The organism is Streptomyces sp. NPDC017676, from assembly GCF_044329325.1.
Taxonomy (GTDB): Bacteria; Actinomycetota; Actinomycetes; order Streptomycetales; family Streptomycetaceae; genus Streptomyces.
The window spans coordinates 252,500-266,825 of record NZ_JBIRJA010000004.1 but is presented as its reverse complement, the minus strand read 5'-3'; the positions used below and the strand labels follow the sequence as shown (position 1 = coordinate 266,825).

At 73.8% G+C, this 14,326-nt stretch carries 14 protein-coding genes and 1 pseudogene; 10 read left to right on the top strand and 5 right to left on the bottom strand.

Annotated features, from left to right (window positions below):
• Nucleotide 1 precedes the first annotated feature (1 nt).
• A pseudogene (locus ACH4LD_RS11280) lies at nucleotides 2-429 on the bottom strand (hypothetical protein).
• 347 nt (nucleotides 430-776) lie between these two features.
• Nucleotides 777-1,466, bottom strand: a complete 690-nt coding sequence (locus ACH4LD_RS11275; protein ID WP_398053954.1) for a helix-turn-helix transcriptional regulator — start codon at nucleotides 1,464-1,466, stop codon at nucleotides 777-779.
• A 124-nt stretch (nucleotides 1,467-1,590) separates the two neighbouring features.
• On the opposite strand from ACH4LD_RS11275, the gene ACH4LD_RS11270 reads away from it, so the two are divergent.
• Both ACH4LD_RS11270 and ACH4LD_RS11265 read left to right on the top strand, forming a co-directional pair.
• Nucleotides 1,591-2,064 (top strand): cupin domain-containing protein, encoded by a 474-nt coding sequence (locus ACH4LD_RS11270; protein WP_398053953.1) that lies wholly within the window; start codon nucleotides 1,591-1,593, stop codon nucleotides 2,062-2,064.
• Between the two features lie 46 nt (nucleotides 2,065-2,110).
• A complete protein-coding gene (locus ACH4LD_RS11265) occupies nucleotides 2,111-2,557 on the top strand; it encodes a type II toxin-antitoxin system PemK/MazF family toxin (RefSeq protein ID WP_103813731.1) in 447 nt (148 codons plus the stop codon).
• 109 nt (nucleotides 2,558-2,666) lie between these two features.
• Here ACH4LD_RS11265 and ACH4LD_RS11260 read toward each other — a convergent pair whose 3' ends face one another.
• Nucleotides 2,667-3,491, bottom strand: coding sequence for a TIGR02452 family protein (locus ACH4LD_RS11260; RefSeq protein WP_398053952.1), 825 nt, complete (start codon nucleotides 3,489-3,491; stop codon nucleotides 2,667-2,669).
• Nucleotides 3,492-3,763: 272 nt separating this feature from the next.
• Here ACH4LD_RS11260 and egtA point away from each other — a divergent pair, with 272 nt between their 5' ends.
• From egtA to egtD, 4 genes are read left to right on the top strand one after another with little or no spacing between them, the layout of a single operon-like run.
• Nucleotides 3,764-5,113, top strand: coding sequence for an ergothioneine biosynthesis glutamate--cysteine ligase EgtA (egtA, locus tag ACH4LD_RS11255; RefSeq protein ID WP_398053951.1), 1,350 nt, complete (start codon nucleotides 3,764-3,766; stop codon nucleotides 5,111-5,113).
• A complete protein-coding gene (gene egtB, locus ACH4LD_RS11250) occupies nucleotides 5,110-6,453 on the top strand; it encodes an ergothioneine biosynthesis protein EgtB (protein ID WP_398053950.1) in 1,344 nt (447 codons plus the stop codon). Before egtA ends, egtB begins: the two co-directional genes overlap by 4 nt.
• Nucleotides 6,453-7,268: an ergothioneine biosynthesis protein EgtC gene (gene egtC / locus ACH4LD_RS11245; RefSeq protein ID WP_398053949.1), complete on the top strand. Its 816-nt coding sequence runs from the start codon at nucleotides 6,453-6,455 to the stop codon at nucleotides 7,266-7,268. The genes egtB and egtC overlap by 1 nt, the downstream gene beginning before the upstream one ends.
• A complete protein-coding gene (gene egtD / locus ACH4LD_RS11240; protein ID WP_132785558.1) occupies nucleotides 7,265-8,224 on the top strand; it encodes an L-histidine N(alpha)-methyltransferase in 960 nt (319 codons plus the stop codon). The genes egtC and egtD overlap by 4 nt, the downstream gene beginning before the upstream one ends.
• A 14-nt stretch (nucleotides 8,225-8,238) precedes the next feature.
• On the opposite strand, the gene ACH4LD_RS11235 is transcribed toward egtD, so the two are convergent.
• The gene (locus tag ACH4LD_RS11235; protein WP_398053948.1) at nucleotides 8,239-9,495 is read right to left on the bottom strand and encodes an extracellular solute-binding protein; all 1,257 of its coding nucleotides are present in this window, start codon (nucleotides 9,493-9,495) and stop codon (nucleotides 8,239-8,241) included.
• A 210-nt stretch (nucleotides 9,496-9,705) separates the two neighbouring features.
• Here ACH4LD_RS11235 and ACH4LD_RS11230 point away from each other — a divergent pair, with 210 nt between their 5' ends.
• Nucleotides 9,706-9,921, top strand: a complete 216-nt coding sequence (locus tag ACH4LD_RS11230) for a dodecin (protein WP_132785556.1) — start codon at nucleotides 9,706-9,708, stop codon at nucleotides 9,919-9,921.
• Nucleotides 9,922-9,942: 21 nt separating this feature from the next.
• Here ACH4LD_RS11230 and ACH4LD_RS11225 read toward each other — a convergent pair whose 3' ends face one another.
• The gene (locus tag ACH4LD_RS11225; protein ID WP_398053947.1) at nucleotides 9,943-10,434 is read right to left on the bottom strand and encodes a hypothetical protein; all 492 of its coding nucleotides are present in this window, start codon (nucleotides 10,432-10,434) and stop codon (nucleotides 9,943-9,945) included.
• A gap of 146 nt (nucleotides 10,435-10,580) precedes the next feature.
• Here ACH4LD_RS11225 and ACH4LD_RS11220 point away from each other — a divergent pair, with 146 nt between their 5' ends.
• The 3 genes from ACH4LD_RS11220 (at nucleotide 10,581) to ACH4LD_RS11210 (ending at nucleotide 14,226) form a co-directional block, all read left to right on the top strand.
• Nucleotides 10,581-11,588, top strand: coding sequence for an LLM class flavin-dependent oxidoreductase (locus ACH4LD_RS11220; protein WP_398053946.1), 1,008 nt, complete (start codon nucleotides 10,581-10,583; stop codon nucleotides 11,586-11,588).
• Nucleotides 11,589-11,662: 74 nt separating this feature from the next.
• Complete coding sequence (locus tag ACH4LD_RS11215; protein WP_132785553.1) at nucleotides 11,663-11,860, top strand: antitoxin; 198 nt, start codon at nucleotides 11,663-11,665, stop codon at nucleotides 11,858-11,860.
• A gap of 29 nt (nucleotides 11,861-11,889) precedes the next feature.
• Nucleotides 11,890-14,226, top strand: a complete 2,337-nt coding sequence (locus tag ACH4LD_RS11210; RefSeq protein WP_398053945.1) for an ATP-binding cassette domain-containing protein — start codon at nucleotides 11,890-11,892, stop codon at nucleotides 14,224-14,226.
• Nucleotides 14,227-14,326: the final 100 nt, after the last annotated feature.

Genomic DNA, 14,326 nt, shown 5'->3' with positions numbered 1-14,326 from the left:
ATCACGCCGTGAGCAGGGTGACGCCGAGGGCGATCAGGGCGCCCGCCTTGAGGACTTCCAGGGCCACGTACCACAGGTGGCTGCGCGAACGGGGCAGTTCCTCTCCCGCGAGGACCGGTCGGACCTGCGGTTGAGCAGGGGGCGGACGACGGCGAGCTGGACTAGGAGGAGTGCCGCCACCGCCGCGGTCAACGAGATGACGGAGGCCGGGGCGTCACCCAGCGCGACGGCGAGGACCACGACGACCGCGAGGACGGCCTCCACGGCGTTCAGCGCGCGGAAGACCAGCCGTCCGATGCCGAGACCGACGGGGATCGTCACGCCCGGCGCACGGAACTTCAGCGGCGCCTCCAGGAAGGAGATCGCCAGCACCATGCCGAGCCAGACGAAGGTGACCGCGCCGGCGGTGGCGGCGGCGGTGGTGTTCATGCGGGGCCTTTCTCCGCCGGGGTGGGTGGGGCGGCGGGGTTGATCGGGGTGGGCGGTACGACGGTTGCGGATCCGGCGAGCGGTGCGGAGGCTGCCGACCCGGCGGGTGGTGCGACGGCTGCGGTTTCGGCGAGCGGCACGGTGGTTGCCGGTCCGACGAGCGGTGCGGTGGCTGCTGGTGCGACGAGCGGTGCGGTGGCTGCGAATCCGGCGAGCGGTGCGGAGGCTGCCGATCTGGCGGGCGGTGCGACGGCTGCCGATCCAGCGGGCGGTGCGACGGCTCGACGGGACGCGGTGGGCTCGGTGAGTGAGGCGTCCGGAGCGCGTGGACCGCGCGGGACGGTTGCTCAGCCGGGCGCGGTCCTCGCCAAGTGGGCGACGCAGGAGTCGGGTTCGGCGAACGGTTCCAGCGCGGTGGCCGTCAGCGGGGCGCCCAGCTCCGACAACGCTCCCTGCATCAGGCCCAGATGGAGCGGGCAGACCAACCCGCCTTGTTCCTCGGCGAGTTCGAGGAAGGGGCAGTGCCGCAGGCGGATCCTCTCCGGCGTCCGGCCGGACTCGCCGCTCGCTCCGTCTTCCACGTCCGGCTGCGGCGCGAATCCCAGGCCGTCCAGCAGGGCGAGCAACGCGGCCACCGAGCGCTCGGGCGTGGCCGGCTCGTACGGCGGGAGGGGGTCCACCAGGAAGCGGCCCCAGGCCCGGCCCGTCTCCACCGCCTCCGCCCGCGCCCCGGCCGGGTCGGCGGCGGATGCGGCCCACCGGCTGAGCAACATACGGGCGAGCAACCGGTAGTCGCGGCGGCCGCCGCGGTCCATGCCGGGGCGCACGGAGTAGACGGTGCGGGGTCGGCCCCGTCCCGTGGGTGCCACGGCTCGGCGCTCCACCAGGCCGTCGGCCACGAGGGCGTCCAGGTGGAACCGCACGGTGTTGGGGTGGAGCCCCATCCGCTCGGCGGCCTCCGCGACCCCGAGCGGTGCGGACGCGGCGCGCAGCACCTCCAGCACCTCCCGGCGGCGCGGGCTCTCCCGCGTGGTCACGTCCGGACACCCCTCTCCCACCTGCGTCTCTCACCAGGCCCATTTTCACGAATCGTACATGTATTAATTGTAGAGTGGTCGGATACCGTGGCCCGGGATACGGAAGAGCCGAGGGGAACACCAGATGACGTCGCCGTCCGCGACCGACACCGCAGCAACAGGCCGTCCGGCGGACCCGCGCGTGCTGTGCGACACGCGTGCGCTGGCCGACACGCCCCCGGCACCGGCCGGGGTGCTGTGGAAGCTGGCGGAGAGCGGTCGGCAGCTCGACGCGAATGTCGTCCGGCTGGCTCCGGGCGGGCGGATCACGGCCCACACCGAGGCACAACTGGACGTGCTGGTCCTCGTCGTCGCCGGACACGGCACGCTCGGCAACGGCTCCGCGGAGGCGGTGGAGGCGCTCGCCGAGGGCGCCCTCGTCTGGCTGCCGCACGGCGCCGCCCGCAGCATCACCGCCGGCGAGTCCGGGCTGACCTATCTGACGGTGCACGGCCGGCGCCCCGGCATGCGGATCGGCGCACGCCCGACGGGCACGGCACCGCTCCAGCACCCCGGTTCCTCCGCACCGGCCCGGCACACCCGCTCCACCCCGCGGTAACCCACCTGCCCGAGAGCCGAGTTGCGCGGACCACTAGGGTGCCTCCGTGAGCACGTTTACCGAAGAGAACGTCCCCGGCCGGCACGGCCCGCACGCCACCACCGAGGCCGACCCGCGCGAGGTCGGCCGGGTGCGCACCGAGTACTCCCCGGCCCCTGACGGCGACCCGGACCCCGGGGAGATCGTGTGGACCTGGGTTCCGTTCGAGGAGAACGACGGCCGGGGCAAGGACCGCCCGGTGCTGGTGGTGGCCCGGGAGGCGGCCGGCACCCTGCTCGCCGTACAGCTGTCCAGCAAGCGGCACGACGGGGACCGCGAGTGGGTGGCGATCGGGAGCGGGCCGTGGGACCGGTCGGGCCGCGACTCGTGGGTGGACGTGGACCGGGTGCTGCGGCTGCACGAGCAGGGCATGCGCCGGGAGGCGTGCGCACTGGACCGCATGCGGTTCAACCTGGTCCGCCAACGCCTGCACCAGCGCTACGGCTGGACCTGACCGCCCCCGGCCCACGGAACGAGCGGTGGGACCTGACCTGACCTGACCGTGGGACCTGACCTGACCGCCCTCGGCCCACCGGCCCAACGCCACGGCTGAACTCGTCCCGCTAGACCCCCACCGACTCCGGGAACGCCCGTTCGAACGCCCCCCGTACGGCCGTCCCCGGCGTCCGGTCCAGCACTCCGAACACCACGTGCTCGAACGTCTGGGCGAACCGGCCGTCAGGCCCCAGCAGCGTCCGGAAGGCTCCCGCGACCTGCGCCGGGTCGTTCTGGAAGACGCCGCAGCCCCAGGCGCCGAGCACCAGCCGCCGGTAGCCGTGGGCCGCGGCCGTCTCCAGGACGCGTTCGGCCCGTACGGCCAGGGCTGCCGGGAGCGCGGCGGCCCGCTCCGGCGCCGTCCGCCGGATCACGCCCGCGTTGGGGGCGGCGGCCGTCAGGAAGCCCGCGAGGTACGGCTCGGAGAGCAGCCGGCCCCGGTCGTCACGGAAGACGGGGACGGCCGGGGAGTGGATCACGCGGTCCGAGTAGAACGGATCGCGGTCGGCGCGGTGATGGTCGTAGAAGGCGCGGGCCGTCAGCAGGCAGGTGTGCAGCGCGGAGGCGCGGCACAGGGCCTCCTCCTGGGCCTGCGCGCCGTTGAGGTAGCCACCGCCGGGATTGCGGGCGGAGGCGAAGTTCAGGACGGCGACAGGGGCGTCGGCGAGCCGGTGGGCCGCCTCCAGGCTGCTCTCGCCGGTGACCTCGACCACGACACCGGTTCCGCTCGCCGGTGTCACCGGCACCGGGGAGGGACCGAACATCCGGGTGCCCGCCCGCGCGGCCTGCACGGATTCGGCGAGCGACACCTCCCGGCCGTCCGGCGCGCGATACCGGCCCGCGGCCACGATACGTTCCGTTTCCTCGGCGATCCCGCGCAGGCGCGCGCTCACGGCGCCACCCCCGTGGGCGCCGTGACCGCGGCCCGTGCGGTCTCCCCCGTCGTGCTCATGGACGCATCCTGGGCGATGCTGGTGATGCGGTGCAACGGAGTTTCCACGCGCCGCAACGGCCCGGAAACGCACAAGGAAACGGAGGTGACGCATCCGGAACGTCCCGACTGGCACCCTTGTGCGAATCGGTGCGAAGGTCTTGGGTGGGACGAGTGCCTGCCCGGCCCGCACCCGGGGCCGGTGGCATGGTGGAATCTCAGGAGGATCCCGACATGTCTCATACGCAGAGCGACGGCGGTGACTGTACCGAGCACCGCACCGCCGTCACCGAGGCCGAGGTGGAGGCCCTGGTCCGGGGCATCTGCTTCAAGACCGGACCGCCCCGCACCCTCGGTGTCGAGCTGGAGTGGCTCGTCCACCCGCTGGAGCTGCCGCAGCTCCCGGTCACACCCGAACGACTCGAAGCGGCCTACGCACGTGTGCGGGCCGTACCCCTGGGATCGGCGCTCACCGTCGAACCCGGCGGCCAGCTGGAGCTGAGTTCGCCGCCCGCCGCCTCCCTGATGGAGTGCGTCGACACCGTCTCCGCCGACCTGGACGCCGTCCGGGCCGTGCTGGCGCAGGACGGTCTCGGCCTCGCGGGCATCGGCCACGATCCCTGGCACGCACCCCGCAGATTCCTGCACGAGCCCCGCTACGACGCCATGGAGACCTGCCTGGACCGCGCCGGTCCGGCCGGCCGGCACATGATGTGCGCCTCGGCGTCGGTCCAGGTCTGTGTGGACGCCGGCCACGAGGAGCCCGGCCCGCTGGGGCACGCCCGGCGCTGGTGGCTGGCGCACCAGCTGGGTGCGGTCCTGGTGGCCGCGTTCGCCAACTCGCCGCTGATCGGCCGCCGCCCCACGGGCTGGCAGTCCACCCGGCAGCTGGTGTGGACGGAGATCGGTGCCGGCCGGGCCGGCGCTCCTCCGCTGGACGGCGAGCCGCGGGCCGCCTGGGCCCGGCATGTGCTGGACGCACCGGTGATGTGCGTACGCCGGGACCACGGGCCCTGGGAGGTGCCCGAGGGACTGACCTTCCGGGAGTGGACCCGCTCCGGTTCGCCCCGGCCGCCCACCCGGGCGGACCTCGACTACCACCTCACCACGCTGTTCCCGCCGGTCCGGCCGCGCGGCCACCTGGAACTGCGCATGATCGACGCCCAGCCCGGCGAGGACGGCTGGATCGTGCCGCTCGCGGTGACGGCGGCGCTGTTCGACGACCCGGAGGCCGCCGAGACCGCCTACCGGACCGTGAAACCACTGGGCGAACGCGCCCTGAACCTGCCCGCCCCGCACAACCCCCTGTGGGTCGACGCGGCCCGGTTCGGGCTCGCCGACCCGGAGCTGCGCGAGGCCGCCGACGTCTGTTTCGCGGCGGCCCTGGACGCGCTGCCCCGGCTCGGCGCCACCGCCCGGGTCACCGACGCCGTGGCGGCGTACCGGGACCGCTATGTCGCCCAGGGCCGCTGCCCGGCCGACGACCTGCTGGACCGGCTGCCCGTGACCGCGCCGCCCGCGTCCGGATCCGGCCCGGCCGGAGGCACCCGCACCGCCCACGGGAGGAAGGACATCCGTACATGACCGCCCCCGAGACCGACATCGAGACCCCGACGGCCGAGACGGACGCCGAGGCGCTGCGGGAGCGCGCGCTGGCCTCCCTCACCACCGCCCGCGACCGCACGACGCTGCTGACCTCCTGCGTCGACGAACCCGACCTCACCGCCCAGCACTCGCCGCTGATGTCGCCCCTGGTCTGGGACCTGGCGCACATCGGCAACCAGGAGGAGCTGTGGCTGCTGCGGGCGGTCGGAGGCCGGGAGGCGATGCGGCCCGAGATAGACAGCCTGTACGACGCCTTCGAGCACCCTCGTGCCGAGCGCCCCACCCTTCCGCTGCTGCCGCCCGCCGAGGCCCGCCGGTACGCGGCGGAGGTGCGCGGCCGGGCGCTGGACCTGCTCCAGACGGCGGACTTCCACGGCACCCGGCTGACCGAGGCCGGCTTCGCCTTCGGCATGATCGCGCAGCACGAACAGCAACACGACGAGACCATGCTGATCACTCATCAGCTCCGCAAGGGCCCGCGGGCGCTGACCGCCCCGGACCCGGAGCCGGCCCCGCTGTTCACCGGGCCGGCCGAAGTCCTGGTCCCCGGCGGCCCGTTCACCATGGGCACCTCCAGCGAGCCCTGGGCGCTGGACAACGAGCGCCCGGCGCACCCGCGCGAGGTGGCGCCGTTCTGGATCGACACGACCCCGGTGACGAACGCGGCGTACCAGGCGTTCATCGAGGACGGCGGGTACGACACCGAGCGCTGGTGGTCACCGGAGGGCTGGGCGCACATCAGGCAGCACGCCGTCTCCGCCCCGCTGTTCTGGCGGCGGGACGGCGGCCAGTGGCTGCGACGCCGGTTCGGGATCACGGAACCGGTCCCGCCCGACGAGCCGGTGCTGCACGTGTGCTGGTACGAGGCGGACGCCTACGCCCGCTGGGCCGGGCGGCGGCTGCCCACCGAGACGGAGTGGGAGAAGGCGGCCCGCTTCGACCCGGCCACCGGCCGCTCGCGGCGCTACCCGTGGGGGGACGCCGACCCGGCACCGGAACACGCCAACCTGGGCCAGCGGCACCTCAGGCCCGCTCCCGCCGGGAGCTACCCGGCCGGTGCCTCTCCGCTCGGGGTGCGGCAGCTGATCGGTGACGTGTGGGAGTGGACGGCGAGCGACTTCCTGCCGTACCCGGGCTTCCGGGCGTTCCCGTACAAGGAGTACTCGGAGGTGTTCTTCGGCCCCGAGTACAAGGTGCTGCGCGGCGGTTCGTTCGCCGTGGACCCGGTGGCCTGCCGGGGCACCTTCCGCAACTGGGACTACCCGATCCGCCGGCAGATCTTCTCCGGGTTCCGCACCGCCCGCTCGGAGAAGGTCTGATGTGCCGTCACCTCGCCTACCTCGGGCCCGAGGAGCCGCTCGGCCGGGTCCTCATGGAACCCCCGCACAGTCTGTTCCGCCAGTCGTGGGCGCCGCGCCGGCAGCGGCACGGCACGGTCAACGCCGACGGGTTCGGGGTGGGCTGGTACGCCTCCGAGGACCCGGTCCCGGCGCGCTACCGGCGGGCCGGGCCGGTCTGGGCCGACCTGTCCTTCGCCGACCTGTGCCGGGTGGTGCGCTCGGGTGCCGTGCTCGCGGCCGTCCGGGACGCGACCTTCGCGGGGGCGGACGCCGAGGCCGCCGCGGCGCCGTTCGCGTCCGGGCGGTGGCTGTTCAGCCACAACGGCGCGGTCGCGGGCTGGCCGGACGCGGCGGCGCCCCTGGTGTCCGCGCTGCCGCCGGTCGAGCTGCTCTCGCTCCAGGCCCGTACCGACTCGGCGTTCGTCTGGGCGCTGGTCCTGCACCGGCTGCGCAGCGGCGAGGAACCGGACCAGGCCATAGGCGAAACGGTTCGCCAACTGGCGCGGGCGGCCCCCGCCTCCCGTCTCAACCTGCTGCTGACCGACGGGGCCACGATCACGGCCACCGCCTGGGGCGACTCGCTCTGGTACCGCACGGAGCCCGGCCGGAGCACGGTCGTCGCCTCCGAGCCGTACGACGACGACCCGCTCTGGCAGGAGGTCCCCGACCGCACCGTGCTCACCGCGAGCCGCGCCGGCGTGCTGCTCGCGCCGCTGGAGGACCCGGCGGCCTCCCCCGCGCTCGGCTCCGCCCGAGCGGGGGCACCCCGATCACCGAAGGAGCCCTGCCGTTGAGCCCCCTGCACGTCACCCGCACGCTTCCCGAGGACGCGACGGACGCCGCGCTGCGCGCCGACGTCCTGCACGGCCTCACCGCCACTCCCAAGTGGCTGCCGCCCAAGTGGTTCTACGACGCCCGCGGCAGCGAGCTGTTCGAGCGGATCACCGAACTGCCCGAGTACTACCCCACGCGCGCCGAACGGGAGATCCTCGCCGCCCGGTCCGGTGAGATCGCCGCCGCGAGCGGTGCCCGCACCCTGGTCGAACTGGGCTCGGGCTCCTCGGAGAAGACCCGCTATCTGATCGACGCGCTCCCCTTGTCGGCGTACGTCCCGGTCGACGTCAGCGAGAGCGCCCTCACCCAGGCCGGCGAGGCCCTGATCGAGGAGCGCCCCGGGCTCGAAGTCCACGCGCTGATCGCCGACTTCACCGCCCCGCTGACCCTGCCCGGCACGCCGGGGCCCCGGCTGGTGGCCTTCCTCGGCGGCACGATCGGCAATCTGCTGCCCGCCGAACGCGCGCGGTTCCTGGCCTCCGTGCGCGCGCTGCTCGCCCCGGGCGACGGGCTGCTGCTCGGCACGGACCTGGTCAAGGACGAGCGGGTGCTGGTCCGGGCGTACGACGACGCGGCCGGGGTGACGGCCGCGTTCAACAAGAACGTGCTGGCCGTGGTCGACCGGGAACTGGGCGCCGACTTCGATCCGGACGCGTTCGACCACGTGGCCCTCTGGGACGCCGAGCGGGAGTGGATCGAGATGCGGCTGCGCTCCCGCACCGCGCAGACCGTGAAGGTGCCCGCGCTGGACCTCGCCGTGGACTTCGCGGCGGGCGAGGAGCTGCGCACCGAGGTGTCGGCCAAGTTCCGCAAGGAGGGCGTGACCGGCGAACTGGCCGCGGCCGGTCTGGAGCTGACCCACTGGTGGACGGACGCCGAGGGCCGGTTCGCGCTGTCGCTGAGCGTGGTGCGGTGAGCCGGTGCGCCCGGTCAGCCCACGTTCGGGGCGAGCGCCTCGGTGATCTTCCGTGAGGCGCGGCGGGCCTCGGTGGCCGGGTCCGCGCCGCCCAGCACCCGGGTCATGTACTCCTTGATCGGGTTGTCGGCCTCCACGTCGGCCCACTGAGGGGTGTTGGGGGTCGCCCTGCCGTGTGCCGCGCCCGCGGCCATGGCGGCGACCCCCTCCTCGCTCCCGACCGCGTCGGCCAGCGTGGTCTTGTTGGGCACGTAGTTCATGGTGCGGGCGAGCTCGGTGTCCCACTTGGCGCCGGTGAGCGCCCCGACGACGGCGGTCGCGGCGAACTGGTCGTCGGTGTTGCGCGGGACGACCAGGTCCGAGCCGCCGGTGAAGACCGTGCCGGGCCGCCCGGCGGTCCGGCCGGGGACGGGGAAGAAGCCGAGCTTGTCCTTCAGGTCCGGGTTCTGCCGGACGACCGCCTGGGCGAGCCCGGGTACGGCGACGATCTGTGCGACCTTGCCGCCGGCGAACACCCCGGCCTGGGGCGGGTGTTCCTCGTCGGCGTCCACGGGTCCCTCGCCCAGTGCCTGGAGCCGGCGGTAGAAGTCCATGCCGCGCAGGGCGGCCGGGGTGTCCAGGGTGCCCTGCCACTCGTAGTCCTTCTCCCGGGCGAGGTCGCCGCCCTCGTCCCAGATGAAGCCGGAGAGCGTGTACCAGTCCTGCCCGGCGAGGTAGATGCCCTGGTTGCCGCCGGAGTCGAGCTTCTCCGTTTCGGCGAGCCAGGCGTCGCGGGTCTTCGGCGGGCTGGTGATGCCGGCCTGCTCGAACAGGTCCTTGCGGTAGATGACGACGCGGTTGGCGGCGTACCACGGGATGCCGTACTGCTTGTTGCCGTCCTTGCCGGGCTCGGCGAGACCGGGCAGCCACTTCTCCTTGTCCCAGTCCCGCATCGACTCCAGGGTCAGGTCCACGAGCCGGCCGCCGTCCGCGTACAGCGGCACCTGGGTGTTGCCGACCTCGATGACGTCGGGGCCGTCGCCGGAGTCGGCCTTGAGCGCGCCGCGGACCTTGTCGACGATGCCGGTCCACTCCTGGATGCGGATGTCCAGCCGCAGATCGTCGTGGGTGCGTTCGAAGTCCTCGGTGAACCGCCGCAGGAACTCCCCGGAGGCGCTGCCCTTCATCAGCCACACGGTCACGGTCTTGCGGTCGTGGTCGCCGGGGAGCATCCCGCAGCCGCTGACGAGCGAGCCGGTGACGCAGATGAGGGCGAGCAGACGACGTCTCACGAGGGGTCCTGTTCTGTCTGGCGGGAGTGCGGGGACAGGGGTGGGGGCCCGACGTGGGGGGACGAGCGCACGGCTCGTACGGGTGTGCTGGATTTTGGTATGGACCAATGCGGAGGTCAAGGGCCGGCCCCCGGCCGGGCCGCGACGCCGTGCGCGCGGAGCGCCGATACGGCACGGTGGAGTACGGCGTGACACGAGAGGAGCACCCGCATGTCGAACCACACCTACCGGGTCACCGAGATCGTCGGCACCTCGCACGAGGGCGTCGACCAGGCCATCCGCAACGGCATCGCCCGCGCCGACCAGACGCTGCGCAACCTGGACTGGTTCGAGGTGACCCAGATCCGCGGCCAGATCGAGAACGGCCGGGTCGAGCACTACCAGGTGGGCCTGAAGGTCGGCTTCCGCCTGGAGGACGGCGACTGAGCCCGTCCGCTCGGGCGCTCCTCAGGTACGCCCGTCCCGCTCCTGCGCCTCTTCCAGCGCGGCCGACTTCGCTGCCCAGCGCGCCCGTACGACGGTGAACCCGGCCCGCTCGGCATCGGCACAGACCAGTTCGTCGTCGTCCACGACCACCCGGACCTCCCGGTCCCGGGCGAGCCGGCGCAGGATCGCCAGCTTCGTGAACCGGGCGGGCCTGCGGTCGGCGTCGCCCCGCATGTGCACGGGCCCCTCGGGAAGCCCGTGGGCCGCGAGCCAGTCCAGGGTGTCCCGGCGGCACCGCTCGGGGCGGCCGGTGAGGTAGACGACCTCGCAGGCACGGGCGCTCTCCACGGCCAGCGCCACGCCCTCGGGAATCGGCGGGTCCTGGGGTGCGGCGGCGAAGAACGCGTCCCAGTTCCGCGGCCGGCTCTCCAGGAAGTGCTGGCGGTGGGCGGTGTCGGCAAGCGTGTTGTCGAGGTCGAACACGGCGAGCGGGCGCGTGCTGCTGTCGGTCACACCGACCACCCTAACCAGCCCCCGGCCCGGTCCGGGGGTGCGTCGCCGGCGGACGGCACGCCCGGCCGGGCCGTACGGTGCGTACCCGCGCACCCACCGTGTGTGGCCGCGGGAATCCCGGGCCCGCCACGGTGTTGAAACCTGGTGTGAGCAGCACAGTGATCAGCCGGACCCGGTTCTCCGTCCTCGACCGCTCCCGCACCCGCGAGGGCCACCCGCCCGCCGAGGCGCTGCGGGACACCGTCGCGCTGGCGCGCGAGGCGGAGGCGCTGGGCTACCACCGGTTCTGGGTGTCCGAGCACCACGGCGTGCCGGGTGTCGCCGGTTCCGCGCCGACCGTGCTCGCCGCCGCGGTCGCCGCCGCCACCCGCACCATCCGGGTCGGCACCGGCGGGGTCATGCTGCCCAACCACCGCCCCCTGGTCGTCGCCGAGCAGTTCGGGGTGCTGGAGGCCCTGTTCCCGGGCCGTGTCGACATGGGACTCGGCCGCTCCGTCGGCTTCACGGACGGGGTGCGCAGGGCGCTCGGCCGGGACAAGGGCGACGCGGAGGACTTCGCGGCGCAGCTCGGCGAGTTGCTGGACTGGTTCACGGGCAGCTCGCCGACCGGGGTGCACGCCCGCCCCGCGGAGGGCCTGACCGTGCCGCCGTTCGTGCTGGCCATGGGCGAGGGCGCGCGGATCGCGGCCCGCGCGGGACTGCCCCTGGTCATCGGGGACCTGCGGAGCCGGGAGAAGATGCTGCGCGGCATCGACCGGTACCGCTCCCTGTTCCGCCCCTCCCGTTGGGCGTCCGAGCCGTACGTCGTGATCTCCGGCACGGTCGCGGTCGCCGGCACCGAGGCCGAGGCGCGCCGGCTGCTGGTCCCCGAGGCCTGGGCGATGGCGTACTCCCGCACGCACGGCACCTTCCCGCCCCTCGCCCCCGCCGAGGCGGTGGAGATCCGCGCGATGACCGCGAAGGAACGGGACTTCTACGCGTCCGGGCTCGCCGGGCACATCGCGGGCACCGCCGACCAGGTCGCCCACGAGCTGGAGACCGTGCTCAAGGAGACGGGCGCCGAGGAGGTGCTGGTCACCACCAGCACCTACGACCGTACGGCCCTGCTCGACTCCCACCGGCGGCTCGCCGCGCTCTTCGCGCCGGCCCGGTGACCCGCCCGAGATGCGAACCCGGCCCGGGCCGGTGACCCTGGGAGAGCGAACCCCTAGCGACGAGGAGGGCTGCCATGTCCCTCAAGGACAAGATCAAGGGCATGCTCAAGGGCCGTGAGGGCATGGCCGACAAGGGCATCGACAAGGGCGGCGACTACATCGACCAGCGCACCGGGAACAAGTACCAGTCGCAGGTCGACACCGGCCAGGACAAGCTGCGCGACGAGTTCGGCACCCGGCCGCAGGACCGGGACAACCCTCCGCAGGTCTAGCGCACGGGGGCGGTTGGAGTATCCCCCCGATGCACAGCCCCCATGACCCGTACGTCCGCGTCCGCGACGCCCGCGAGCACAACCTCAAGGGCGTCGACGTGGACATCCCGCGGGACGTCCTTGCCGTCTTCACCGGAGTCTCCGGCTCGGGCAAGTCGTCCCTGGCGTTCGGCACGGTCTACGCCGAGGCGCAGCGGCGGTACTTCGAGTCGGTCGCCCCGTACGCGCGCCGCCTGATCCACCAGGTGGGGGCGCCCAGGGTCGGTGAGATCACCGGGCTGCCGCCCGCGGTCTCGCTCCAGCAGCGCCGCTCCGCCCCCGGCTCGCGCTCCTCGGTGGGCACGGTCACCAACCTCTCCAACTCGCTGCGCATGCTGTTCTCGCGCGCCGGCACCTACCCGCCCGGCGCCGAGCGGCTGGACTCGGACGCGTTCTCGCCGAACACGGCGGCCGGTGCCTGCCCCACGTGCCACGGCCTCGGACAGGTGCACGAGACCACCGAGGAGCTGCTGGTCCCGGACCCCTCGCTGAGCATCCGGGAGGGTGCCGTCGCGGCCTGGCCGGGCGCCTGGCAGGGCAAGAACCTGCGGGACATCCTGGACGCGCTCGGCCACGACGTGGACCGGCCCTGGCGGGAACTGCCCGCCCGCGAGCGCGAGTGGATCCTGTTCACCGACGAGCAGCCGGTTGTCACCGTGCACCCGGTCCGGGACGCCGACCGCATCCAACGGCCGTACCAGGGCACCTACATGAGCGCCCGCCGGTACGTCCTGAAGACGTTCTCCGACACCAGGTCGCCGACCCTGCGGGCGAAGGCGGAGCGCTTCCTGACCAGCGCGCCCTGTCCCGCCTGCGGGGGCAGCCGGCTGCGGCCGGAGGCCCTCGCGGTGACCTTCGGCGGGCGGACCGTCGCCGAGCTGGCCGCGCTGCCGCTGACCGACCTCGCGGGACTGCTCGGAGCCGGCACCGGCACGGAGACGGCCCGGGTGCTCACGGCCGACCTCACCTCCCGGATCGCGCCGGTGGTCGAGCTGGGGCTCGGCTACCTCAGCCTGGACCGGGCCACCCCCACCCTCTCGGCGGGCGAGCTGCAACGGCTGCGGCTCGCCACGCAGTTGCGGTCCGGGCTGTTCGGTGTGGTGTACGTGCTGGACGAGCCGTCCGCCGGGCTGCACCCGGCGGACACCGAGGCCCTGCTGACCATGCTGGACCGGCTGAAGGCGGCCGGGAACTCGGTGTTCGTGGTGGAGCACCACCTGGAGGTGGTGCGCGGCGCCGACTGGGTGGTCGACGTGGGCCCCGGCGCGGGCGAGCACGGCGGACGGGTGCTGTACAGCGGGCCGGTCGCCGAGCTGGCCTCGGTCGAGGAGTCGGCGACGGCCGTGTTCCTCTTCGACGAGTCGCCCGGTCCGCCGCGCCAAGTCCGCTCGCCGCGCGGCTGGTTGACGGTGGGACCGGTGACCCGGCACAACCTGCGGGAGGTGACGGCCGAGTTCCCGCTCGGCGCGTTCACCGCGGTGACCGGTGTCTCCGGGTCCGGGAAGTCCACGCTCGTCGGCGAGTTGACGGAGGACCTGGACGGCGTCGAGCGGCTGGTCCGCGTCGACCAGAAGCCCATCGGACGCACCCCGCGCTCCAACCTGGCCACCTACACGGGCCTGTTCGACGTCGTGCGGAAGGTGTTCGCCGGCACCGGGGAGGCGCGGGAGCGTGGGTACGGCGTCGGGCGGTTCTCGTTCAACGTGGCCGGTGGGCGCTGCGAGACCTGCCAGGGCGAGGGGTTCGTCAGCGTGGAACTGCTGTTCCTGCCGAGCACCTACGCGCCCTGCCCGGACTGCGGTGGCGCCCGCTACAACCCCGAGACGCTCCAGGTGACGTACCGGGGGCGGACCGTCGCCGACGTGCTCGACCTGACCGTGGAGGCCGCCGCGGAGTTCTTCGCGGACTCCCCCGCCGCCGCCCGCAGCCTCTCCACCCTGCTCGACGTGGGCCTCGGCTATCTGCGGCTCGGCCAGCCGGCGACCGAGCTGTCCGGCGGCGAGGCGCAGCGGATCAAGCTGGCGAGCGAGCTCCAGCGCGGGCGCCGGGGCCACACCCTGTACCTGCTGGACGAGCCGACGACCGGTCTGCACCCGGCCGACGTGGAGGTCCTGATGGACCGGTTGCACGGGCTGGTCGACGCGGGGCACACCGTCGTCGTGGTCGAGCACGACATGACGGTGGTCGCGGGCGCGGACTGGGTGATCGACCTGGGCCCGGGCGGCGGCGACCGGGGCGGCCGGATCGTGGCGGCCGGCCCACCGGACCGGGTGGCCCGCGCGGAGGGCAGCGCGACGGCGCCCTATCTGGCGCGGGTCATGCCCTGAGCGGTGCCCCACGGGGGCGGACGGGTCACCGGGCACGATCGGGAGGACGTGGTCCCGGACCGCACGGACCGGCTGATCGTGTGCTGCGGCACCGCACGGC

Bases quoted from the DNA above. Each gene is read 5' to 3' on its own strand.
- ACH4LD_RS11270 (WP_398053953.1), top strand. From the start codon at position 1,591: ATGACGTCGCCGTCCGCGACCGACACCGCAGCAACAGGCCGTCCGGCG.
- egtA (WP_398053951.1), top strand. From the start codon at position 3,764: ATGTCTCATACGCAGAGCGACGGCGGTGACTGTACCGAGCACCGCACC.
- egtB (WP_398053950.1), top strand. From the start codon at position 5,110: ATGACCGCCCCCGAGACCGACATCGAGACCCCGACGGCCGAGACGGAC.
- egtC (WP_398053949.1), top strand. From the start codon at position 6,453: ATGTGCCGTCACCTCGCCTACCTCGGGCCCGAGGAGCCGCTCGGCCGG.
- ACH4LD_RS11230 (WP_132785556.1), top strand. From the start codon at position 9,706: ATGTCGAACCACACCTACCGGGTCACCGAGATCGTCGGCACCTCGCAC.
- ACH4LD_RS11215 (WP_132785553.1), top strand. From the start codon at position 11,663: ATGTCCCTCAAGGACAAGATCAAGGGCATGCTCAAGGGCCGTGAGGGC.
- ACH4LD_RS11210 (WP_398053945.1), top strand. From the start codon at position 11,890: ATGCACAGCCCCCATGACCCGTACGTCCGCGTCCGCGACGCCCGCGAG.